At 54.2% G+C, this 21,531-nt stretch carries 21 protein-coding genes; 7 read left to right on the top strand and 14 right to left on the bottom strand.

Annotated features, from left to right (window positions below):
• Positions 1 to 3: 3 nt before the first annotated feature.
• The 3 genes from TALK_RS14400 to nadA all read right to left on the bottom strand — a co-directional run bounded on the left by TALK_RS14400 (position 4) and on the right by nadA (position 2,371).
• Positions 4 to 438, bottom strand: a complete 435-nt coding sequence (locus TALK_RS14400) for an NUDIX hydrolase (RefSeq protein WP_085619826.1) — start codon at positions 436 to 438, stop codon at positions 4 to 6.
• The gene (gene nadC, locus TALK_RS14395; RefSeq protein ID WP_085619825.1) at positions 422 to 1,261 is read right to left on the bottom strand and encodes a carboxylating nicotinate-nucleotide diphosphorylase; all 840 of its coding nucleotides are present in this window, start codon (positions 1,259 to 1,261) and stop codon (positions 422 to 424) included. The genes TALK_RS14400 and nadC overlap by 17 nt, the downstream gene beginning before the upstream one ends.
• 87 nt (positions 1,262 to 1,348) lie before the next feature.
• Complete coding sequence (gene nadA, locus TALK_RS14390) at positions 1,349 to 2,371, bottom strand: quinolinate synthase NadA (RefSeq protein ID WP_139833841.1); 1,023 nt, start codon at positions 2,369 to 2,371, stop codon at positions 1,349 to 1,351.
• Positions 2,372 to 2,877: 506 nt separating this feature from the next.
• On the opposite strand from nadA, the gene TALK_RS14385 reads away from it, so the two are divergent.
• A complete protein-coding gene (locus TALK_RS14385) occupies positions 2,878 to 3,204 on the top strand; it encodes a hypothetical protein (RefSeq protein ID WP_085619824.1) in 327 nt (108 codons plus the stop codon).
• A gap of 57 nt (positions 3,205 to 3,261) precedes the next feature.
• Here TALK_RS14385 and TALK_RS14380 read toward each other — a convergent pair whose 3' ends face one another.
• The 7 genes from TALK_RS14380 to fsa form a co-directional block, all read right to left on the bottom strand.
• On the bottom strand, positions 3,262 to 4,659 hold the full coding sequence (locus tag TALK_RS14380) for a glutamine synthetase family protein (protein ID WP_085619823.1): 1,398 nt from the start codon (positions 4,657 to 4,659) through the stop codon (positions 3,262 to 3,264).
• Positions 4,660 to 4,727: 68 nt separating this feature from the next.
• Positions 4,728 to 5,219, bottom strand: coding sequence for a class I SAM-dependent methyltransferase (locus tag TALK_RS14375; protein WP_085619822.1), 492 nt, complete (start codon positions 5,217 to 5,219; stop codon positions 4,728 to 4,730).
• Positions 5,220 to 5,304: 85 nt separating this feature from the next.
• Positions 5,305 to 5,910, bottom strand: coding sequence for a glutathione S-transferase (locus TALK_RS14370; RefSeq protein WP_085619821.1), 606 nt, complete (start codon positions 5,908 to 5,910; stop codon positions 5,305 to 5,307).
• 105 nt (positions 5,911 to 6,015) lie between these two features.
• On the bottom strand, positions 6,016 to 6,336 hold the full coding sequence (locus TALK_RS14365) for a YrhK family protein (RefSeq protein ID WP_085619820.1): 321 nt from the start codon (positions 6,334 to 6,336) through the stop codon (positions 6,016 to 6,018).
• Positions 6,337 to 6,427: 91 nt separating this feature from the next.
• Positions 6,428 to 7,390, bottom strand: a complete 963-nt coding sequence (locus tag TALK_RS14360) for a tyrosine recombinase XerC (RefSeq protein ID WP_085619819.1) — start codon at positions 7,388 to 7,390, stop codon at positions 6,428 to 6,430.
• On the bottom strand, positions 7,369 to 8,058 hold the full coding sequence (locus TALK_RS14355; RefSeq protein ID WP_085619818.1) for a DUF484 family protein: 690 nt from the start codon (positions 8,056 to 8,058) through the stop codon (positions 7,369 to 7,371). The genes TALK_RS14360 and TALK_RS14355 overlap by 22 nt, the downstream gene beginning before the upstream one ends.
• Before the next feature lie 114 nt (positions 8,059 to 8,172).
• Positions 8,173 to 8,829 (bottom strand): fructose-6-phosphate aldolase, encoded by a 657-nt coding sequence (gene fsa, locus TALK_RS14350; RefSeq protein ID WP_085619817.1) that lies wholly within the window; start codon positions 8,827 to 8,829, stop codon positions 8,173 to 8,175.
• Between the two features lie 186 nt (positions 8,830 to 9,015).
• On the opposite strand from fsa, the gene TALK_RS14345 reads away from it, so the two are divergent.
• A complete protein-coding gene (locus TALK_RS14345; RefSeq protein ID WP_085619816.1) occupies positions 9,016 to 11,256 on the top strand; it encodes a primosomal protein N' in 2,241 nt (746 codons plus the stop codon).
• A gap of 169 nt (positions 11,257 to 11,425) precedes the next feature.
• On the opposite strand, the gene TALK_RS22025 is transcribed toward TALK_RS14345, so the two are convergent.
• Positions 11,426 to 11,653 carry a hypothetical protein gene (locus TALK_RS22025; protein WP_139833840.1) on the bottom strand — a complete coding sequence of 76 codons (228 nt, stop codon included), beginning with the start codon at positions 11,651 to 11,653 and terminating at the stop codon, positions 11,426 to 11,428.
• A 466-nt stretch (positions 11,654 to 12,119) separates the two neighbouring features.
• On the opposite strand from TALK_RS22025, the gene TALK_RS14335 reads away from it, so the two are divergent.
• The 5 genes from TALK_RS14335 to atpC are packed head-to-tail and all read left to right on the top strand — an operon-like array spanning position 12,120 to position 17,046.
• A complete protein-coding gene (locus TALK_RS14335; RefSeq protein WP_085619814.1) occupies positions 12,120 to 12,677 on the top strand; it encodes a F0F1 ATP synthase subunit delta in 558 nt (185 codons plus the stop codon).
• Positions 12,677 to 14,209, top strand: coding sequence for a F0F1 ATP synthase subunit alpha (gene atpA / locus TALK_RS14330; protein WP_085619813.1), 1,533 nt, complete (start codon positions 12,677 to 12,679; stop codon positions 14,207 to 14,209). Before TALK_RS14335 ends, atpA begins: the two co-directional genes overlap by 1 nt.
• A gap of 30 nt (positions 14,210 to 14,239) precedes the next feature.
• Positions 14,240 to 15,130: a F0F1 ATP synthase subunit gamma gene (locus TALK_RS14325; RefSeq protein ID WP_085619812.1), complete on the top strand. Its 891-nt coding sequence runs from the start codon at positions 14,240 to 14,242 to the stop codon at positions 15,128 to 15,130.
• A gap of 51 nt (positions 15,131 to 15,181) precedes the next feature.
• On the top strand, positions 15,182 to 16,600 hold the full coding sequence (gene atpD, locus TALK_RS14320; protein WP_085619811.1) for a F0F1 ATP synthase subunit beta: 1,419 nt from the start codon (positions 15,182 to 15,184) through the stop codon (positions 16,598 to 16,600).
• Positions 16,601 to 16,641: 41 nt separating this feature from the next.
• On the top strand, positions 16,642 to 17,046 hold the full coding sequence (gene atpC / locus TALK_RS14315; protein ID WP_085619810.1) for an ATP synthase F1 subunit epsilon: 405 nt from the start codon (positions 16,642 to 16,644) through the stop codon (positions 17,044 to 17,046).
• 201 nt (positions 17,047 to 17,247) lie between these two features.
• Here atpC and TALK_RS14310 read toward each other — a convergent pair whose 3' ends face one another.
• The 3 genes from TALK_RS14310 to TALK_RS14300 all read right to left on the bottom strand — a co-directional run bounded on the left by TALK_RS14310 (position 17,248) and on the right by TALK_RS14300 (position 21,306).
• The gene (locus TALK_RS14310) at positions 17,248 to 17,694 is read right to left on the bottom strand and encodes a response regulator (protein ID WP_085619809.1); all 447 of its coding nucleotides are present in this window, start codon (positions 17,692 to 17,694) and stop codon (positions 17,248 to 17,250) included.
• Positions 17,695 to 18,065: 371 nt separating this feature from the next.
• Positions 18,066 to 19,310, bottom strand: a complete 1,245-nt coding sequence (gene ccmI / locus TALK_RS14305) for a c-type cytochrome biogenesis protein CcmI (RefSeq protein WP_085619808.1) — start codon at positions 19,308 to 19,310, stop codon at positions 18,066 to 18,068.
• Positions 19,311 to 19,326: 16 nt separating this feature from the next.
• Positions 19,327 to 21,306, bottom strand: coding sequence for a heme lyase CcmF/NrfE family subunit (locus tag TALK_RS14300; protein ID WP_085619807.1), 1,980 nt, complete (start codon positions 21,304 to 21,306; stop codon positions 19,327 to 19,329).
• Between the last annotated feature and the right edge of the window lie 225 nt (positions 21,307 to 21,531).

Below are 21,531 nucleotides of genomic sequence, written 5' to 3'. Positions count from 1 at the left end.
CCATTAAATGTCAAACAGTGCGGCCGTGATTTTTTGCCCCATCGGGGCCATCAGATGGCGGTCGCGCTGTGACAACCAGCGCATTTCGGCAATTTCGCGTGATGGGGCAAGGGTGCCGTTATATTGTGCGGTAAAGCATTGCATGCGAACAATCACACCCCCGGGCAGGTTATGGCCGTGGCCGGAAAAAATGCCAAGCGGGCGGATCGACTTTTCAATCAGGGTAACGCCAAGTTCTTCGTGAATTTCACGGATCAGCCCCTGTGTCGCGGTTTCACCGGGATCAATTTTACCACCCGGCAGATAGAACCGATCTCGCCCGTGGCTGCGCACTGACAGGATATTCCCGCCATCGCGCAGGATCCAGTTTGCGGTCTGGATGATTTTTGGAGATGTTTCGGGTTCTATTGTTGTTGACCTCTTACAGGATGGCGACATCCAGCCCGATATCGACTGCCGGGGCCGATTGGGTGATGCGCCCGACCGAGACATAATCAACACCGGTTGCTGCAATGGCACCGATGGTTTGCAAATTGACCCCGCCGGATGCTTCTGTCTTGCAACGTCCTGCGACAATTGCAACCGCCTTGCGCAGCATATCCGGGTCCATGTTATCAAGCAGGATGATATCGGCACCGGCTTGGGTGGCTTCGGCAACCTGATCAAGCGTATCGCATTCGACTTCGATTTTGGGCAGGTTGGCCGCCCGCGCAGCTTCGACGCATTTGGTGATCGACCCGACGACGCCAATATGGTTGTCCTTGATCATCACCCCGTCATAAAGCCCCATGCGGTGGTTCTGTGCGCCGCCCATGCGGGTGGCGTATTTTTCAAGCTTGCGCCAACCCGGAAGAGTTTTGCGGGTATCAAGCAGCTTGGCACCGGTTTCACCCATCGCCGCGACATAGGTTCGCGTCGTGGTGGCGATGCCGGAAAGATGTTGCAGGGTGTTAAGCGCGGTGCGCTCGGCCGTCAGGATGCCACGTGCATTGCCTTCGACCACGGCCAGAATGCCTTTGGCCACCATCGCATCACCGTCTTGGCAATGTTTTGTGATTTTGGCATCGGGCACCAGTTTGCGAAAGCAATCAAGCGCGATATCAAGACCGGCAACCACGATATCTTCGCGGGTTTCAAGGGCAACACGCAGGCGTGCATCGATGGGCACGACATTGTCGGATGTGATATCGCCGGTGCCGATATCTTCGGCAAAGGCGCGATCAATGAATTCCGAAATTTCCGCAGATGTGAGGACGGTCATGGTGGGCTTTGCGCATCTTTGTGATCAGGGGATTGGAAAACAGCCCCCGCAAGGCAATGCTTGTGGGGGCTGTTGGACTGTTCGGGCCTAGGCCGCGTGATCTTTTTTCAGCGGAATGCCTTTTGACATTTCCAGCATGCGTTCCAGCGGCTTGACCGCTGCGAGACGAAGGTCTTCGGGCATGATGATCTGTGGGCCGTTATTGACCAGGCACAGATACAGCTTTTCAAGCGTATTGAGTTCCATGAACGGGCAGTTGTTGCATGCGCACGATCCATCGGCACCGGGAACCGGGATAAATTTCTTGTGCGGGGCGGCCTTTTCCATCTGATGGATGATGTGGGGTTCGGTCGCGATCAGGTATTTCTGATCTGGGCCATTGATCACATATTCCAGAATGGCGCGGGTCGATCCGATGTGGTCCGCGTGGCGCAGAATGCCATCATGGCATTCCGGGTGTGCGGCGATCATTGCATCGGGGTTCTGGGTTTTCAGACGGATCAGTTCGCGTTCGGAAAACTGCTCATGCACAATGCATGACCCATTCCAAAGCGTCATATCGCGCCCGGTCTTCTTGGCCAGATAGCTGCCAAGATGGCGATCCGGCGCCCAGAGGATCGGCTTATCAAGCGGGATTTGATCAATGATCTCGGCCGCGTTGGATGAAGTCACGATGATATCAGACGCGGCCTTTACCTCGGCCGAGCAATTGATATAGGTGACCGATACGTGATCGGGATGGGCTTCGCGGAACTTGCGAAACGGCTCGGGCTGACAAGAATCTTCGAGCGAACAACCCGCCTTGCTGTCAGGCAGCAGAACGGTTTTGTTCGGACTTAGGATTTTGGCAACTTCGGCCATAAAGCGTACGCCGCAGAACACGATGACATCGGCATCGGTTTCGGCCGCCTTGCGCGACAAATCTAGGCTGTCGCCAACAAAATCGGCAAGATCCTGAATTTCCCCATCCTGATAATAATGGGCCAGAATGATCGCGTTTTTCTCTTTCTTGAGGCGGGCAATTTCGGCCTCAAGATCAAGAGTCGGATCAATCTGTCTTTCGGACATCGCACCGGGCAATGCCTCGATGGTGGTGGCAATCTGGTTCATGGCGTCGTCTCATCTCGCCTGTTGCAAGCCGGAGATAAGCAGCGGATTCCGGCATTGCAAGTTAATGACAGTTTGAAACCTGAATATCGCCATTGGCGCAGGATGGCAAGGAAATGGGGAACATTGCCGGGATCGTTAGTAATATCGTTGCTTTTGCGGCTTGGCCCTGCCTTTGAATAGGTGTCGGTAGTTTTAGAATTTTGGGCGGAAGAGGGGTGGTTGGTTGTCGCATGTTTGGTGAAAATAAAAATAAGTTCGTTGCAAAATATCAAAAACCGTTCATATAAGTAAAGCTTGGAGCGTTATTTTCGAATTTTATAAAAATTACATATTCTTTATTTGATGGCGAAACCAATAGACACGGATTTAATGGTCTTGATTTCCCAATAATCAATCGTGATTTCGCATCATCGTGCATACCTGAAATAAACCCTGATTGTTTGGCGACAAGGATTGTTTCCTTTCGTTTTTCTTAGCCAACGCGCATTTGCGCGGTAGGAGTTCTTTTGACAAACCGTACCACGTCCAAAATATTGAATTTTGTAAGGCCGTTCAGTCTGCGTGGCCTTGCAGAAGTCTTGCCCGCCGGGGCTTATAAGGTGATTACCGAAGAATCGTTTACCGAAAATGTCACCTATCCGACCTATCAATGGGTTTCGACACATATGCATCTGCATACCAAATCGGATCGCCCGGACGAAGCGCGGACAATGAGCGTCGATCCTCGCGATCTGGAAGTCGCGCATTTGCGTGATCAGAAAATGATTGATGCGCGTCCCAAAGTGGCGTTTTCAGCCCGGAAATCAAATAATCGGGCCAAACGCGTCTTTTGATATTGATCCGGCGCCGGGTGCCTTTACTTTTTACGGGGCACCCAGGCCGGAAATGGATTAAATGGAAAATCCGTAATATTCCCACTCTGCCGCTGATACCTTCAGCGCCATATGCTCGTATTCTGCCTGTTTGATTTTGGTAAAGGCAGTGTGGAAGCGACTCCCAAGGGTGCGTTTGTTGAAATCAGATGCACCGAATTGATCAATCGCATCTAACCAATGACGCGGAAGATCATTTGGTGCCTTGGCTTGGCCGATTTCATCTTCGCAGGGTTTGCCCGGATCAATTTTGCCTTCTATGCCATCAAGGGCCGCGCCGAGGGTGACAGCCGCCACGAGATAGGGGTTGGCATCAACCCCGGCGATGCGATGTTCGAAGTGGCGAGTTTTGCCCGGTGTGCCGGGGACGCGCAGCGCCACAGTACGATTTTCAACACCCCAGTCATCCGATGCCGGCGAGTACATGGCCGATGCAAATCGACGCCATGAATTCATGAACGGGGCAAGCAGCAGCATGGTTTCGCCAATCGTGCTGCGGATACCGCCAATCGCATTAAGCATCAGCGGGCTTAATGATCCATCGGCCTGATCGGCAAACAGGTTGTTGCCGTTTTCATCGGCCAGTGACAAATGCAGATGCATGCCCGATCCGGCTTCGTCGCCAAATGGCTTGGGCATAAACACGGCCTCCATCCCGAAACGCCGCGCACAGGTCCGGATCAGGCGTTTGGCGATGATGACGTCATCGGCGGCGCGCAACAAATCGCGATAACGGATGGTCATTTCATACTGACCGGGGCCATATTCCGAAATCAGGGTTTCCAGTGTCAGATCAAGATGTTTGGCCCCCTCATAGACCGCATCAAACAATGGCGACATTTCATCAATTTCATCAACCGACATCGTGTTGCGCAGTTTTGAACGTCGCTTGGTCAAGGCATAGGTTGCCGGATGATACATTCCGGTGGCATCGGCTTGGCTATTGACCAGATAGAATTCCAGTTCGAACGCGCCCATTGGGGCAAAGCCCAATGTACCGGCACGTTTCACTTGTTCAACAAAGACATTGCGCGGGTCAACGTCGTGGGCAGAGCCATCTTCGTTATACATGCTGATCAAAAGTTGCCCGCGTCCGGTATGGGGCAGATAGCCCAGTGTTCCCGGAACCGGCCAGCACCGGCAATCGCCACCGCCGCCAGTTTGCACCAGGCCGCAATCATCCACGTCTTCCCCGGTGACATCCTGGCCAAAGATCGAGCTTGGCAATCCGCGCCCGGATTTATAGATCGAAAGCAATTCGTGGCGACGGATCGTCTTGCCCCGGCCAATGCCATGAAAATCGGTCAGTATGATATCGATGGCTTCGACATCAGGGTATTTTGCCAGAAAAGCCTCTGCCTCGGTGATGTTTGATCCGCTGGGTGATGAACTGGTCGGGGCATTTTCTGTGGACACGAGAAGAATTCCTGATGGTGGAGCCGTTTATTAATCCCGGCATCTGAAGCGGATCACGATCAGGGATATTACCCCTGATAACGGCGGAAAAAATAGCGATCTTGCGGTACGCCTTCGGGAAGGGGTTCGGTAATGGTGCCCGGAACATCGATTTTCTGATCGGATGCAACAATCGCACCGTTGATCAGGGCCGGTGGCAGGGTTTGACCGATAAAGGATGCGATTTTGGCGTTGAGCGCCTCGTCCCCGGTGCCGACATCAGAATGCACCAGCGCGACCTTGCCTTTGAACCGTTCAACCGCCATCGGCAGGGTTTCAAAGATATCCCCCAGAAACAGGTGATCATCATCGGGAATGCATTTGGGGTGGGCGGCGATCTGGCGATCAAAGACAAAGATTTCACGATCCGGCATGATTTCACGCAAGTGATCAAAGGTCCGGCCATTGCCAAGCCCGACTTCAAGCACGATCCCGTCATGTCCCTTGATCATTTCTGCCGCCGCGTTCAGGCAATCGCGCTGGGCTTGCAGGCGGCGGATGACGCTGTTTAGTCGTGACATATTGTGGGGATCTCCGATGGTTTTTAAAATAGCGATGCAATCTGAAAGTCACCAGCATGCTTTGCATCGTGTGGCTTTGTCACTGTTAGCCTTTGAACGCGGTGGCGTCAAAGGCTGGGACGCGGGCGCGGAAGGCATCAAGCCATGCGACCAACCCGCCATAGCTTGAGCGCCATTTGCCATCAAAGCGCAGATCAAGATAGCCCAGCGCGCAGGCAATCGCGACATGACCAATGGTAAGGTCGCCGTCAAGTGCGGGGGGATTGGCTTCGAGTTGATCGAGTGCGCGTTTGACCTTGTCAGACTGGTAGGAAAGCCAGTCGGCATGACGTTTTTCTTCGGGGCGCATCCGGGTTTCATAAACCTGCAGGATCGAGGCATCGATCATGCCATCGCCAAGGGCCTGAAGCGTCAGGGCATCCCAGCGGGCGTTGCCATTGGTCGGGTGCAGGGTTTTGCCGTCGATCTGAGCGTCAAGATATTCGCAGATCACGCGTGAATCATAAATTTTGCGGCCGTCATCAAGGATCAGGACCGGCAGTTTGCCAAGCGGGTTTTGGACCCGCAGGCTATCGGCGGGGTCATTGGTATTGGCCGCTTCGACGGTTAGATGATCATAAATGCCAAGGATTTTGGCGGTGATTTTAACCTTGCGGCCAAAGGGCGAGGGATCGCTGGAGCGCAGGATCATGGGGGTTTCCTTTGATGTTTTTCAACAAGTTGGTCGCAGTGTAAGGGAGAAATGCTATTTCAAAGAACCCCAAAATTTCGATTTATCAAGATGCATTACGATGGATCATTTTTGGGTTGGTTCAGGACGGACCGTTGGCACCGTTTTTTGGTTGCGACCAATCTTTTGGCGGGCGGCCTTGCCAAGCCGTGCAAGGTGAAGTTCGCGTGCCAGACGGATGCTGGGCCGAAGGGCAAAGAACACTGAACCAACGATGAAAAGCCATGTGCCCGCTCGCATCAGATCATCGTAAAGAAACATGACGCTGCCGATGATAAACAGCAGGGCGGCAAGACAATCGACCGTGGTATAGGCGATTTCATAGGCGCTATAGACCCGGCGGTGGCGTGAACTGGCGTCAAAGCGGCGGCTTAGGAAGAGTTTCATATACGAGGTCCCATTTTTGAGAGGGGCTTTGTCTGGACCGCCTGTGGAAAGCAGGAAAACCCGCCTTATCTGGCCCGCGAGGGGATTTGGCTTAGCGCCGGGCGCGCGGATGCGTGCCTTGATAAACGGCCATCATGCGTTCGGTATCAACCGCAGTATAACGTTGTGTGGTCGATAGCGATGCGTGGCCCAGTAAATCCTGAATGGTGCGTAAATCACCGCCGCCTGCCAGAAGATGGGTGGCAAAGGAATGGCGCATGGCGTGCGGTGTCGCTGTATCGGGCAGGTTCAAAAGCCCGCGAATTTTGCGCATTTCGCGTTGGGCGACCTGTGCGACCAGACGTTTGCCGCGCGCCCCCAGAAACAGTGGATCGTTGCCATCGGGTGCATAGGGGCAGGTTTTGGCATAATCATCAATCGCGTCGCGTACGATTTGCAGCACCGGGACAAGACGCTGTTTGTTGCCTTTACCGGTAATGACCAAAGAATCGCCGGTTGGACGTTGATTGGCATTCAGGTCCAATGCCTCGGAAATACGCAGACCGCAGCCATATAGCAGGGTAAAAAGCGCCAGATTACGCTTGGCAAGCCAGGGTTCATCCTGCCATGCCCCTGCATTATCAAGGACCGCCATTGCGTCTTGCGGGCTTAGCGGTTTGGGCACGGATTGCGGCAGTTTTGGGTTGCGGATCGAATTGACCGCCGCGTTCTGGCCGCGCCCGGTGCGGTCCAGAAAACGATAAAAATTGCGCAGCGATGATAGCGCACGCGCAGTCGAGCTTTTGGCAAGGCCATCCATGCTGCGCCGTGCCAGCCAGCTTCGGAAATCGCGCGGGTTTAATCGTAATAGGTCGCGAATATCGGGCGCATCACCCAAATGAACCTGGATAAAACCAAGGAACGCATATAGATCGGCCAGATAATTTTCGGTGGTATGATTGGATGCGCGGCGTTCTGCAGATAGCCATTGCCGCCAATCGGCAATGGCATCGCGCACATCCTGCGGCAGGGTCAGGGCGATCAGCCCGCCTTTCATTGCGCCGGGGTTAACCATCTGCGGGCACCGAATTCAATAACAGAGGCCAAAAACATGATCAGATCATGGGCCTGTGCCGGGCTGAAATAATCGGGTTCGGCCACGCCAAACGCCACCAGACCAACCGGATCGCCATAAAATGGGGCCAAGCGAACAATGGCGGCCGAACGGATATTATCGGCCTGTGGGCCAAAGATGGCCTCGTCCCCGGCATTGTCAGGCAACAGCCAGACATCGTTTTCTTCGCCAAGAACCTGATCAACGGCGCCTGCGGTGAGGCGACGCACGCGCCCGCCACACCGTGGTACGGATGCTTCGTCGCTGTCTTCAAAGCAAAGCGCAATTGCATCAAGATCAAGAAGCTCGGGTACAAGATCCTGCAAGGCTTCGACAAAAGTTTCGAAGCCGCGGGCGTTCAAAAGCGCCAGAACCGCGCGATGGATGCGACTTTGAGTTTCAAGGTTTGATTTGGAAATGTTGATCAGTTCGCTGGTGGCGCCGCGTAACTTTTCGCGTTCGTCACGTAGGCGTGCAACAACATATTGCTGCATGTCGGCAATGCCCGTGCCCATTTCACGAACCGGCATGTCAAGGCTATCGAGAAGTTCCGGCCGGTTGGCAAAAAAATCAGGATGTTTCGCGAGATAGGCCGCAATGTCGTCGGCGCGCAATGCTGTCTTTTCCATCGGATCCGATAATATAAAGTGAAAGAAAAACCCGGCAGCCACAATGCGGGCTGCCGGGTTAAATGCGTGTTAAAGGCCGGTGATAATGTCGGCCTTTGGGCTTGTTTATCCGTATTAGAGGATAGACTGGCCGGTTTTTGCCCAATCGGCGATAAAGGTTTCAAGGCCTTTATCGGTCAGCGGGTGTTTGAACAACTGGTTCAGAACCTGCGGCGGGATGGTGACAACGTCAGCACCCAGACGGGCCGAGTCGACAACATGTTGCGGACCGCGTGCCGAAGCGACGAGGATTTCGGTCTGCCAGTTCGGATAGTTGTTATAAACTTCGGCGATGTCAGCAATCAGCTGCATGCCATCAGACGAAATATCGTCAAGGCGGCCAACAAACGGCGAAACATAGGTTGCGCCGGCTTTGGCAGCCAAGATGGCCTGACCAACCGAGAAGCAAAGGGTGACGTTGGTTTTGATGCCTTCGTCGGTGAAGGTGCGGCAGGCTTTGAGCCCGTCCGGGGTCAGCGGCAGCTTGACGACGACATTGTCGGCGATTTTGGCAAGCTTGCGGCCTTCGGCAACCATGGTTTCAAAATCGGTCGCGGCAACTTCGGCGCTGACCGGGCCGTCAACAACGTCACAAATTTCCTTGATCAGTTCGAGAAACGGCTGACCTGTCTTTGCAACCAGCGACGGATTGGTGGTGACGCCGTCCACGAGGCCGGATTTGGCAATTTCGCGGATCGCGTCGATGTCGGCGGTGTCGATGAAAAACTTCATTGGATTTCCTGCTTGGGAGCTTTTGAAGATCGTTGTTCGATGATGCGGTTAGCTGATAGGGTCCGGTGCCATTCAAATGACGGTGCCAGACAACCTAGGCTGTGGGACCGTTTTTCTTTGTGCCACAAGCCGGTCATGCATAGTTATGCGACCAACCCAGAGGCATCCTGACGGGGTTTATAATATATGAGCGCCGCAAAGGCCATATCGGGAAATTTGTTTGATGACGATCCTGCCTTTCAGGTGACGGGCGAGACAATCAGTGTCTTGCCGCCACTGCCTTTGGCTGGGCCATATGATTACCTTGTTCCCGAGGGTTTAAATGTGCAGCCCGGCGATTTTGTCGAAATCCCGCTGGGCCGTCAAACCCAGCGCGGGGTTGTTTGGGGCAAAGCCAAGGGTGATGTCGATCCGGCGAAATTGCGCGAGATTTATGGCGTTTTGCAGGTGCCGCCGATGGCGGAAGTCACCCGAAAATTTATTGATTGGGTCTCGGCCTATACCATGTCCCCACAAGGGGCGGTGTTGCGCATGGCCATGAGTGTCCCTGATGCGCTTGAGCCACCCAAGCCGGTTTTTCGTTTTACGTTGGCCCAGCCCAATGGCGAGTCGACCGATCCTGGCATTCGCATGACCCCGCCGCGAAAACGCGTTATGGCCTTTTTGCGCGATCATCCGCCGATGGAGCAGGCCGATATCATGCGCGAAACCGGTGCCGGTGCCAGCGTGATCAAAGGATTGGTCGAGGTCGGTATTGTCCGGCGTTTGATGGTGGCGCCGCCATCGCCGTTTAATCCACCCGATCTTGATATTCCGCGCCCGCATCTTTCCGAGGCGCAGGAACATGCGGCCAATGAATTGTGCCGCAAGGTCGCCGATGATGGGTTTTCCGTCACATTGCTTGATGGTGTGACCGGGTCTGGCAAAACCGAAGTGTATTTTGAAGCCATAAGAATCGCACTGGAAACGGGCAAGCAGGTGGTGGTCCTGTTGCCGGAAATTGCCCTGTCGGCGCAATGGTTGCAACGGTTCCGAGACCGGTTCGGTGTTGAACCGGCCCTGTGGCATTCCGAGGTTGGGCAGGCGCGCCGCCGTGAAACATGGCGTGCGGTGGCTGATGGTTCGGCGCGATTGGTGGTTGGCGCGCGTTCCGGGCTGTTTTTGCCCTATGCCAATTTGGGTCTGATCGTTGTCGATGAAGAACACGAACATGCCTTCAAACAAGAAGACGGCGTGATTTATCATGCGCGTGATATGGCGGTGGCGCGCGGCCATATCGGGGCCATTCCGGTTATTTTGGCATCAGCAACCCCGTCGCTTGAAACGCTGGCCAATGTCGAGGCCGGGCGATATGGCACGGTGGAACTTTCCGAGCGCCACGGTGTTGCGGTTTTGCCAAGTGTCGAGATTGTCGATATCCGCCAAGACCGACCGGAACGCCAACGCTGGATCACACCGACATTGAAAAAACGACTGGCGGAAACCTTTGCCGCCGGTGAACAGGCGATGTTGTTTTTAAACCGACGCGGTTATGCGCCGCTGACATTATGCCGTACCTGCGGGCATCGGTTCCAATGCCCAAATTGCACGGCCTGGTTGGTTGAACATCGTGCGTGGGGGAAGTTGCAATGCCATCATTGCGGCTATACGGCAAAGACACCTGATACGTGCCCTGCCTGCGGGGCAGAGGAAAAGCTGTCGGCATGTGGCCCCGGTGTTGAACGGCTTTATGAGGAAGCGGTTGAAACATTTCCGCAATTGCGGATCGAGGTTGCAACATCGGACAATATTGCCGGTCCCAAGGCCGCGGCCGCATTAATCGATCGTGTGCATAATCATGAAGTTGATCTTTTGATCGGGACTCAGATTTTGGCAAAGGGCTATCACTTTCCCATGCTGACGCTGGTCGGAGTTGTCGATGCCGATCTTGGTTTGGCAGGCGGGGATTTACGTGCGGCCGAACGCAGTTATCAATTGATGACCCAGGTTGCCGGGCGCGCAGGGCGCGGTGATCGCCCCGGGACTGTTTTGCTACAGACCGCCGATCCATCAAACCGGGTGATTAAGGCGATTGCCGCGGGGGATCGCGATGCGTTTAACGAGGTCGAACTTTCGCAACGTTTAACGCATGGGATGCCGCCGCATGGCCGGTTGGCCGCCCTGATCATATCGGGCAAAAAGGAAAACGAGGTCGATGAAGCGGCCTGGCGGATCGGGCGCGCCGCGCCGCGCGGGGATGGCATCATGGTGTTGGGGCCGGCCCCTGCCCCGTTATCATTGCTGCGCGGACGATATCGCAGGCGGTTTTTGATCCGAACAGATAAGCAGGTCCGGCTACAGGCAATGATCCATGATTGGCTGGCAAAGGTCAAAACACCGAGCAGTGTCCGGGTGCAAATTGATATCGATCCTTATAGTTTTATGTAAGTCCTGTATTTGGTTTTGATATTGCGACGGTCATCAATCCAGTCCCGATTGCCAAAAGGTCTCGGCTTAGGAATATCCGGCGGCAGCACCGATGTGCAGATATGCAAGATCGGAAAAGTCGTTGAAAGGGATTGATTCCCGGTCTTCGACGTGAACCACAAATCGCCAATCAAACAAAAGATGGGCTTCTTGTGGGGGATCCAGATATGCGGTGCGGTCCGTATTTTGCGACAGGGTCAGGATAATGTCGCTTTTCATGGTCTGAAATGCTGATGTCGTGCAGGACTTCTGCCATGATGTCGATATCAATGCCGCGCGGGGTGCTGTCGACCATCCATTTAAGCAGCGCCTCGGACAGGCCTTTGATGATCGGAGTTCGGGCTGGGGTCCCGTTCATGTGGCGGTTCCATTCTGATCTAATCGGCAATATCGGATTGTTTTGGTGTTCTGCGTGATGACATCGGTGCCCAAAATGGTCGTCTGGCCGATTTTTATGTGAAGTCGATTACAATCGTTGATAGGAAAAACACCTGAATATCAGGGGTTGTGCGGACGGCTTTGCAGGAAAAGTCGGGGATTCGTCCTGAAAAAGCGATCTTGATGGCGGGACATCCCCGGCAGGGGCGAGAGGGCGTGTTATAAAATAGTCGTAAAAAGCGATGAAAAGTCTGAGATAGGGCACGGATTTGCCCCAACTTCTGCCCATAATGAAAAAGTCGGTCCAAATGGGGTTGCGCGGGGGTTGCCCCTGTCATGGACATGTGCTACCAAACGCTCGCTTCTCGGCGGGAACTCCTTCCGAGAGAACATTTTTTTATACGTATCCGAGTCGTTCTCATAACCAGAATTGAGGGCTTTCAACGGTGTCCCAAATTACTGCCGCGACCGGGCTCCAAGGGCGTTACGCCACAGCATTGTTCGAATTGGCTCTTGCAGCCAATAAGCTTGATGTTGTCAAAAGCGATCTTGACGTGCTCGACCAGGCCATCGTCGAAAGCGATGACCTGCGGAATGTGCTCCGTAGTCCCGTGATTTCCCGGGATGTGCAGGCTAAGGCAATGGCGGCCCTTCTGGACAAGCTTGGTGTTTCCGAGCTGACCAAGAAGACCGTAGGTGTTCTGTGTCAGAAACGCCGTCTGTTTGTTCTGCCGAGCATTATAAATTCCTACCTTTCCATGCTCTCAGCTCATAAGGGCGAAGTGACCGCACAGGTGACCTCGGCTGCCGAGCTGAAGAAAGAGCAAATCGAAGCCGTTACCGGCGCTCTTAAAGAAGTTGTCGGTGCCACTGTCAAAGTGGACCTGAATGTCGATCCGGCGGTTCTTGGCGGCCTTGTTGTCAAGGTCGGTTCCCGGGTTTTTGATGCCTCGCTTCGCACCAAATTGCAGAAGCTCGAGCTCGCTATGAAAGGGGTTGCGTGATGGAAATCCGCGCCGCGGAGATCTCCGCTATTCTTAAGGATCAGATCGCCAATTTTGGTGCTGAAGCCGAAGTTGCCGAAGTCGGGCAGGTTCTTTCTGTCGGTGACGGTATCGCCCGTGTTCATGGTCTTGACAATGTTCAGGCCGGTGAATTGGTCGACTTCCCCGGTGGGATTAAGGGCATGGCCCTTAATCTTGAGGAAGACAACGTCGGTATCGTTATTTTCGGCTCTGACCGTTCGATCAAAGAAGGTGACCAGGTTAAGCGTACCGGTGCCATCGTTGATGCTCCGGTTGGTAAAGAGCTGCTGGGGCGTGTTGTTGACGCACTTGGCAACCCGATCGACGGCAAGGGTGATCTGGGTGTAAAAGAGCGTCGTCTTGCTGACGTCAAGGCACCTGGCATTATCCCGCGTAAATCGGTTCATGAGCCGGTACAGACCGGTATCAAGTCGATTGATGCTTTGATCCCGATTGGCCGTGGCCAGCGTGAGCTGATCATTGGTGACCGTCAGACTGGTAAAACCGCAATCATCATCGACACCATTCTGAACCAGAAACCGGTGAACGATGCTGCGAAAAAAGACAGCGACAAGATGTTCTGCATCTATGTTGCTGTTGGTCAGAAACGGTCGACCGTTGCACAGGTTGTTAAGGTTCTTGAAGAGCGCGGCGCGATGGAAAATACCATCGTTGTTGCGGCTACCGCTTCGGATCCGGCGCCGATGCAGTTCCTGGCACCGTTTGTTGCTTGCGCAATGGGCGAGTATTTCCGTGATAACGGCATGCACGCGACCATCTTCTATGATGATTTGTCGAAACAGGCTGTTGCCTATCGTCAGATGTCGCTGTTGCTTCGCCGCCCACCGGGACGTGAAGCGTTCCCGGGTGACGTTTTCTATCTGCACTCCCGTCTTCTGGAACGTGCGGCGAAAATGAACGACGAAAACGGCGCTGGTTCGCTGACCGCACTGCCGGTTATTGAAACCCAGGGTAACGACGTTTCGGCGTTTATTCCGACTAACGTGATTTCGATCACCGATGGTCAGATCTTCCTTGAGACCGATCTGTTCTATAAGGGCGTTCGCCCGGCTGTGAACGTCGGTCTGTCGGTCTCGCGTGTGGGTTCGTCTGCTCAGATCAAGGCAATGAAACAGGTTGCCGGTTCGATCAAGCTGGAACTTGCGCAGTACCGTGAAATGGAAGCTTTCGCACAGTTCGCATCGGATCTTGATCCGGCGACCCAGAAACTGCTGGCACGTGGTGCACGTTTGACCGAGCTGCTCAAGCAGGCGCAGTACTCGCCGCTTAAAGTGGAAGAACAGGTTGTCGTGATCTATGCCGGTGTTAAGGGTTACCTTGACGGCGTAGCTGTTGGCAAAATTCGTGCATTCGAAGAGCAGTTCCTGAACGATATCCGTTCAACCGGCTCTGACATTCTTGATGCAATCCGCACCGAGAAAGTTCTGTCGGAAGACAGCGAAAGCAAGCTGAGAGCGTTCCTCGACAAGTTCGCGAAAACCTTCGCGTAAGTCTGAACTTAAGGCGAAGGAGGAAACGCAATGGCTAGTTTAAAGGATCTGCGCTCGCGCATTGCCAGCGTCAAATCGACGAAGAAAATTACTTCGGCGATGAAGATGGTGGCAGCCTCTAAGCTCCGCCGGTCGCAAGATGCCGCGGAAGCAGCCCGTCCTTATGCAGATCGCATGGGGACGATGCTGGGCCGCCTCGCAGCTGCGGTTGGTGGATCACAAGGGGCACCGAAGCTTCTATCTGGTACAGGGAAAGAAGATGTGCATCTGCTCGTCGTCTTTACCTCGGATCGTGGCCTTTGCGGTGGTTTCAACGCTTCGATCATTAAAGCGACCCGTATTAAAGTCCGCGCCCTTCAGGCCGCGGGAAAAACGGTGAAGCTGATCTGTGTTGGCCGTAAGGCATCGGATGCGCTCAAGCGTGAATTTGGTGACGCAATTGTCGCCCGGTATATCGGCGTCGAAGGCAAGAAGGGGATTGATTTCTCTGCTGCTACCGATGTCGCTGATAAAATTCTGGCGCTGTATGACGCCGGCGAATTTGATGTTTGCTCGATCATCTATAATAAGTTCGTGTCAGCCATTTCGCAGGTCGTTACCACACAGCAACTGGTGCCGTTCGCGGTGCCGGAAACCGACGGGCAGGAAGAAGCAACCGGTTCTTCTGCGGTTTATGATTATGAACCGTCCGAAGAAGCCATTCTGGCTGATCTTCTGCCGCGCAATGTTGGTGTCCAGATTTTCGGTGCCATGCTGGAAAGCAGTGCATCCGAGCACGGTGCGCGTATGTCCGCGATGGATAACGCAACCCGCAACGCCGGCGATATGATCGACCGACTGAGCATCCAGTACAACCGCTCACGTCAGGCCCAGATCACCAATGAACTGATTGAAATCATTTCCGGCGCCGAGGCTTTGTAAGCGGGTCGCAGGAACTAACGGATAGTTTTGTCCGAGCAGGAGACAATACTTATGGCTGATATGAAGACGGGGAAAATTTCCCAGGTAAAGGGCGCCGTCGTCGACGTTAAGTTCGACGGAGAGTTGCCGCCCATTTTGAATGCGCTGACTGTTGACAACAATGGCCAGCGTCTGGTCCTTGAAGTTGCACAGCATCTTGGTGAGAATGCCGTCCGTACCATCGCGATGGATACCACCGAAGGTTTGCAGCGTGGCCAGAAAGTCGTCGATACCGGCGATGCAATTATGGTTCCGGTTGGTCCGGAAACCCTTGGTCGTATCTTGAACGTCATCGGCGAGCCGGTTGACGAACGTGGTCCGGTCAATGCGAAAATGAAATTGCCGATCCACCGTGAAGCACCGTCCTTCACCGATCAGGCAACTGACACCGAAATCCTGGTTACCGGTATTAAGGTCATCGACCTTATTGCACCGTATACCAAGGGTGGTAAAATTGGTCTGTTCGGTGGTGCGGGCGTGGGTAAAACCGTTCTCATCATGGAACTGATCAACAACGTGGCAAAAGGCCACGGTGGTTATTCGGTTTTCGCCGGTGTTGGTGAACGTACCCGTGAAGGTAACGACCTCTATCACGAGATGATGGACTCGGGCGTTATCAATCCGGAAGGCGTTTCCAAAGCAGCACTGGTTTATGGCCAGATGAACGAACCCCCGGGAGCGCGCGCACGTGTTGCTCTTACCGGTCTGACTTTGGCGGAATATTTCCGTGATGAAGAAGGCCAGGACGTTCTGTTCTTCGTCGATAACATCTTCCGCTTCACCCAGGCTGGTTCGGAAGTGTCCGCACTTCTGGGTCGTATCCCGTCTGCTGTGGGTTATCAGCCAACGCTGGCAACCGACATGGGTGCGCTGCAGGAACGTATTACCTCGACCAAAAAAGGTTCTATTACCTCGGTTCAGGCCATTTACGTTCCGGCCGATGACTTGACTGACCCGGCGCCGGCAACCTCGTTTGCCCACCTTGATGCGACCACGACGCTCAACCGTCAGATTGCCGAGCTTGGCATCTATCCGGCAGTTGATCCGCTCGATAGTACCTCGCGTGCGCTTGATCCGGGCGTTATTGGTAAAGAACACTACGAGACCGCCCGTGAAGTTCAGCGTATTCTGCAGACCTATAAAGGTCTTCAGGACATCATCGCAATTCTCGGCATGGACGAGCTTTCGGAAGAAGACAAACTGGTCGTGGCCCGTGCCCGTAAGATCCAGCGTTTCCTTTCGCAACCGTTCCACGTTGCAGAAGTCTTTACTGGTACGCCGGGTGTGTTCGTTCAGCTTGAAGACACCATCAAGGCATTCGCGGCAATCTGCGCTGGTGAATACGACCACCTGCCTGAACAGGCATTCTATATGGTCGGTACCATCGAAGAAGCTATCGAGAAAGCCAAGAAGATGGCCGAAGCTGCCTAAGGCAGTTTCGGTCCCCCTCCGCCTAGGGAGCGAGGACTGTCATGACTGATACGACTGTACTGGAACTTGTTTCGCCGTCTGCCCTGCTCAAATCCGAGCCGGTCGAGATGGTCGTTGTTCCGGGCACGGACGGGAATTTTGGCGTGCTGCCGAAGCATTCGCCGATGATCTCGACCATTCGTCCGGGTGTCATCGACATCTATGCAGGTGGTAAGGTTTCCGAGCGTATCTTCGTCGCCGGAGGTGTCGCCGAGGTTAACCCCGAACGTTGCACCATTCTGGCCGAAGAAGCCGTTCCGGTTTCCGACATCAAGGCCGATGAAGCCCAGGCGCGTCTTGAAGCCGCCGAAGCCGATCTGAAGGCAGCAACCACGGCGCATGACAAGGCAAATGCCGAACGTGCGTTTGACGTTGCCCGTGCACTTATTGCTGCATTGTCCAACTGATCATCGATCTTCGATTTTATGGAAAGGGCCGCTGTGGAAACAGCGGCCTTTTTTGATGTCAGTCTGTGATTTGAAGTCAGCAAGTGACTATCCCGGTGGAGGTGCCATCCACAGCACCGGTCAAGCGGCGCAGAGGCGTGGTATGTCACTGAACGTTGGGGGGATATAAGATGCCTGGACCAAAGTGCTGATGACGAGGTGTCAGGGGGACGGCGTTAGAGCCAAGCCCAGCCAGAAAGATTCAATCATTTTCATAAGGTCGATAAATTCGGTGACATCCACCGGCTTGCGCAAATAGCAATTCGCCCCGGCAGCATAGCAAAGGTCGACATCGTGTTCAGCCCCGGATGTGGTCAGGACGATAACCGGGATCGATGCCGATGACGGGTCGTTGCGGATTTCGCGCAACATTTCCCGGCCATCCTTGCGCGGCATGTTCAAATCCAGAAGAATCAGACGGGGTTTGGGGGCGTTGCGATAGGGGCCATCCTGTTGCAGGAACTGACGGGCTGTCATCGCATCTTTGACGTGATGCAGATTAACCGGATGGGTGAATTCGCGCAGAGCTTCTTGAACCAGCCGGGCGTCCCCCGGATTGTCTTCAATCAGCAGCAAATTGCTTACGGTCCCGTTGGCACCGGCGATCATGCATCGTCCTTATTCTTTTGGATGGGGTATTGTCGAATGCACCCCTTTTGATAGTCAGAAATTATACTCAATCTTTGTCATAAAATGAAGAAAAAGACAGAATAATTTCAACATTGTAGGTCAGTGCGGCAGCTTTTCGAACGTAGTTCAGTTTTCATATTGACTAAGTCTGACGACAAATCAATAGGATAGGGGGCAAAAAAATATGATTAATACTATGCTTACGTATTAATCCGTACATGTCCCATATCATCCGACAAAGCAAAAGCGCACCGTGCCTGAACCGCGGTGCGCTTTATTTTAGGGGCCGAAATGGCGAGAATCGGGCGAAGTTATAGCAAGCCCGCGGCATCAAGGCACGTGACGCAATGTCAGTTCACCGGAATGCCAAGCTCGGCGGCAAGGCTGGAAAACTGTGCCAATAGTTCGGAATTGTCAGCGAATTGATGACGGGCAGTGTCATAGGCCTGTTGTGCCATGTCCGGGTTATTGATGACGGCATAGGCCCGAATCAGACGCGCCCATCCTTCGGGGTTATCGGGGTTTTCTTTCAGCCTGTCGGCAAGCTGGGACACCATGCCAAGGATCATTTCCTGGCGTTGTTCCGGTGTCATCTCGGCGGCGGCTTCCATTTCTTCGCGGTTGGGGCCGTTTGTCTCGGAGGGGGTATTTGATACCATTGGTGGCGTGATGGTGATCCGGCCCGCGATATCTATGCCCTGTGCAATTGCCGATTCTTCGATCCGGCCAAGAACCATTGGAAGCCAGCTGGCATCGGCCGGTGCCGCATTGACCAGCATGATCCAGCGATCAATGGCTGCGGCAACATTGCCATTTTGTGCGTCTGCCAGGCCCAGGAAATATTGGATGCGCGGATCCTTGCTGCCGGATTTGGCGGCTTCTTCCAATGCACCGCGTGCGATGACGTTGACTTGCCCGTTTTCGGCGCGAATGACACTTTCGGCATACATTGCCAGATAGTCTCCGTCGCGACCGGATCGTTTTACCGCTTCAAGGAAGGCGGTTTGCGCTTCTTCGGCGCGGCCGAGCGCCATCAAGCTGGCGCCAAGAAGCTCCCAGCCTTTGAGGTCATCGGGATTTTCAAGCAGTCGGTTAGACAAATCCTGAACAGCACGGTTAAATGCCGTTGTCCGGTTGGAATCGACGTCGCGCGCCTGCCGGGCGGCCATGATTTCATCGCCACGGCTGGCGATTGGGCGATCCGGTAAATCCGGTCGACCAAGATTGATATAAAACCCGATCCCGACGACAAGCAGGACAAGTGTGAACACCGCAACAACTGGGCGCAGGCGTGAGACATGCGCCATTGCTTCGCCCGATAGGCTGCGGCTTTGGATGCGCTGATCGGTAGAAAGAATGCGGCGTTGGACTTCAATTCTTGCCGCATCGGCCTGTTCGGTGGTCAAAACACCACGATCAATATCGCGGTCAATTTCGGCAAGCTGATCACGGTAAACGGCAAGATCGCGCTGCAATTCGTCGTTATCAGTATCGGGTGCATCTGGCGCAGAAACTGTATTTCCGCGCCAGAGTGGCCAGAGAATATAACCGCCCACCAGAAGCGTCAGGGCGCCAAGAACAATCCAGATCGTCATCGAAATTCCTAACGCTTTATTCAGCCGGGACAGTAGGGGCGGCTTTGGTGGAGCGTGCCGGTGCGCCGACACGATAACGACGGTCTGATAATGACATCAATCCACCCAGAACCATGACCAATCCGCCAGTCCACATCCAGGGGATCATCGGTTTGACATAGAAGCGGGTGACCCATTTACCATTGGCATCCTCGTCACCGATCACTGCATAGATATCGCCGGTGATGCCAGACTGAATGCCGGCCTCGGTCGTTGGCATGCCTTCAACCGTATAGACCCGTTTTTCCGGGGTCAGGGTGATGGTGCGTTCGCCGGGCGTTGCAATGGTAATGGTGGCTTCGCGGGCAACAAAGTTTGGCCCCTCGTATTCGCGAAGGCTGCTGAGTGTAAAGGTATGGCCCGAAAGCACGGTGCTGTCGCCAATGCCGAGCGATTGAACCGATTCTTCGGTCCAGGCTTGTGACCCGGTGATGCCCGCAACAACAATTGCGACCCCGGCATGGGCCAGCATCGTACCATGGGCCGAGCGCGGCAAATTACGCATGCGCCGCAAACTGGTTTTAAGCGGTCCGCGGAACAGTTTGATGCGGCTTGTCCATTCCAGAATAGTGCCGACAAACAGCCATGTGGCCAGTCCCATACCGAACAGGGCAAAGGCCGGTCCACCGGCAAGCCAGTAAGTTACCAGCAGTACCAGTATAACGGCGGCAATGGCGATCTTGAGCTTGCCCAGGACGGCGAACAGATCGGCACGTTTCCATGGCATTAACGGGCCAAAGACCATGGCGATAATGGCCGGAGTCATGATCGGAACGAATGTCGAATTAAAGAATGGCGCGCCGACTGAAATCTTTTCTCCGGTCACGGTTTCCAGCAACAGCGGATAGAGTGTTCCGAGCAGCACCATGGCAGCGGCAATCGACAGCAGGACATTGTTAAACACCAATGCCCCTTCGCGTGAGATCGGTTGAAACAGTCCGCCGCCCTTAAGGGTTGGGGCGCGCCAAGCATATAGCATTAACGACCCACCGACTGTCAGACAGAGTAGGAACAGGATAAACACCCCGCGCGTCGGATCGGTGGCAAAGGCGTGAACCGATGTCAGCGCGCCGGAACGCACAAGGAAGGTCCCCAGCAACGAGAAGGAAAAGGCAAGGATCGCCAGAAAGATTGTCCAGCTTTTAAGAGCGTCGCGCTTTTCAACAACAATGGCCGAATGCAAAAGGGCGGTACCGGCCAACCATGGCATGAAGGATGCGTTTTCAACCGGATCCCAGAACCACCAGCCGCCCCAGCCCAGTTCGTAATAGGCCCACCATGATCCAAGGCCGATCCCGGCCGTTAAAAAGACCCATGCCGCCAATGTCCATGGTCGGACCCAGCGCGCCCATGCCGGATCAACCCGGCCTTCGATCAGGGCCGCCACCGCAAAGGCAAAGGCGACCGAAAAACCGACGTAGCCAAGGTACAAGAAGGGCGGGTGAATGGCGATGCCCGGATCCTGCAACAGGGGGTTCATGCCTTCGCCATTTAGCGGCGGATTGACCACGCGTTCAAACGGATTTGATGTCAGCAAGATGAACAACAGGAAGCCAAGTGCGATGATGCCCATCACGCCAATGACGCGCGCCAGCAAGCTGGGCGGCAGGTTGCGGCCAAAGGCGGCAACGGCGGACGCAAACAGCGTCAGGATCATCACCCATAATAACATCGAGCCCTCGTGATTGGCCCAGACGCCGGTGATTTTATAGATCAGTGGTTTGGATGTATGGCTGTTGGCGATCACATTGACGACTGAAAAATCGGACGTGACATAGGCATAGGTCAGAGCCGCAAAGCTGGTTCCAACCAGTGCAAAGCAGGCAATTGCCAGACGCGGTGCTATTTTGAGAAGAACAATATCGCGTCGGGATGCGGCAATAAATGGTATGGTCGATTGTGCCATTGCCATCACAAGTGACAGCACAAGAGCATAGTGTCCGATTTCAACAATCATAAGTGGACCTGTTGTTTTTTCTTATCCGCCTGTATGGCTGATATAATCGCTTGGCACGGGTTTGGAAACCTTGCGGAATATCAAATATGCGCTATTTGCTGCGCAGACGAAGGTCAAAGTATGTCAATAGTCATTACATATTACGTTAATTCACGATATAAAATCGCGATCAGCGAGCGGAAAATGAAGACCAAGGGTCTGTAGAGTATGATGCAATGTCCTGTC

The sequence above is a fragment of the Thalassospira alkalitolerans genome (genome assembly GCF_002115745.1).
Lineage (GTDB): Bacteria > Pseudomonadota > Alphaproteobacteria > Rhodospirillales > Thalassospiraceae > Thalassospira > Thalassospira alkalitolerans.
This window is presented reverse-complemented; position numbering and strand designations above follow the sequence as displayed.

What these genes read in the sequence shown, in the direction of transcription:
- TALK_RS14400 (WP_085619826.1), bottom strand. Translation starts at nt 438, where the DNA reads ATGTCGCCATCCTGTAAGAGGTCAACAACAATAGAACCCGAAACATCT.
- nadC (WP_085619825.1), bottom strand. Translation starts at nt 1,261, where the DNA reads ATGACCGTCCTCACATCTGCGGAAATTTCGGAATTCATTGATCGCGCC.
- nadA (WP_139833841.1), bottom strand. Translation starts at nt 2,371, where the DNA reads ATGAACCAGATTGCCACCACCATCGAGGCATTGCCCGGTGCGATGTCC.
- TALK_RS14375 (WP_085619822.1), bottom strand. Translation starts at nt 5,219, where the DNA reads ATGTCACGACTAAACAGCGTCATCCGCCGCCTGCAAGCCCAGCGCGAT.
- TALK_RS14370 (WP_085619821.1), bottom strand. Translation starts at nt 5,910, where the DNA reads ATGATCCTGCGCTCCAGCGATCCCTCGCCCTTTGGCCGCAAGGTTAAA.
- TALK_RS14365 (WP_085619820.1), bottom strand. Translation starts at nt 6,336, where the DNA reads ATGAAACTCTTCCTAAGCCGCCGCTTTGACGCCAGTTCACGCCACCGC.
- TALK_RS14360 (WP_085619819.1), bottom strand. Translation starts at nt 7,390, where the DNA reads ATGGTTAACCCCGGCGCAATGAAAGGCGGGCTGATCGCCCTGACCCTG.
- TALK_RS14355 (WP_085619818.1), bottom strand. Translation starts at nt 8,058, where the DNA reads ATGGAAAAGACAGCATTGCGCGCCGACGACATTGCGGCCTATCTCGCG.
- fsa (WP_085619817.1), bottom strand. Translation starts at nt 8,829, where the DNA reads ATGAAGTTTTTCATCGACACCGCCGACATCGACGCGATCCGCGAAATT.
- TALK_RS14345 (WP_085619816.1), top strand. Translation starts at nt 9,016, where the DNA reads ATGAGCGCCGCAAAGGCCATATCGGGAAATTTGTTTGATGACGATCCT.
- TALK_RS22025 (WP_139833840.1), bottom strand. Translation starts at nt 11,653, where the DNA reads ATGAACGGGACCCCAGCCCGAACTCCGATCATCAAAGGCCTGTCCGAG.
- atpA (WP_085619813.1), top strand. Translation starts at nt 12,677, where the DNA reads ATGGAAATCCGCGCCGCGGAGATCTCCGCTATTCTTAAGGATCAGATC.
- TALK_RS14325 (WP_085619812.1), top strand. Translation starts at nt 14,240, where the DNA reads ATGGCTAGTTTAAAGGATCTGCGCTCGCGCATTGCCAGCGTCAAATCG.
- atpD (WP_085619811.1), top strand. Translation starts at nt 15,182, where the DNA reads ATGGCTGATATGAAGACGGGGAAAATTTCCCAGGTAAAGGGCGCCGTC.
- atpC (WP_085619810.1), top strand. Translation starts at nt 16,642, where the DNA reads ATGACTGATACGACTGTACTGGAACTTGTTTCGCCGTCTGCCCTGCTC.
- TALK_RS14310 (WP_085619809.1), bottom strand. Translation starts at nt 17,694, where the DNA reads ATGATCGCCGGTGCCAACGGGACCGTAAGCAATTTGCTGCTGATTGAA.
- ccmI (WP_085619808.1), bottom strand. Translation starts at nt 19,310, where the DNA reads ATGACGATCTGGATTGTTCTTGGCGCCCTGACGCTTCTGGTGGGCGGT.
- TALK_RS14300 (WP_085619807.1), bottom strand. Translation starts at nt 21,306, where the DNA reads ATGATTGTTGAAATCGGACACTATGCTCTTGTGCTGTCACTTGTGATG.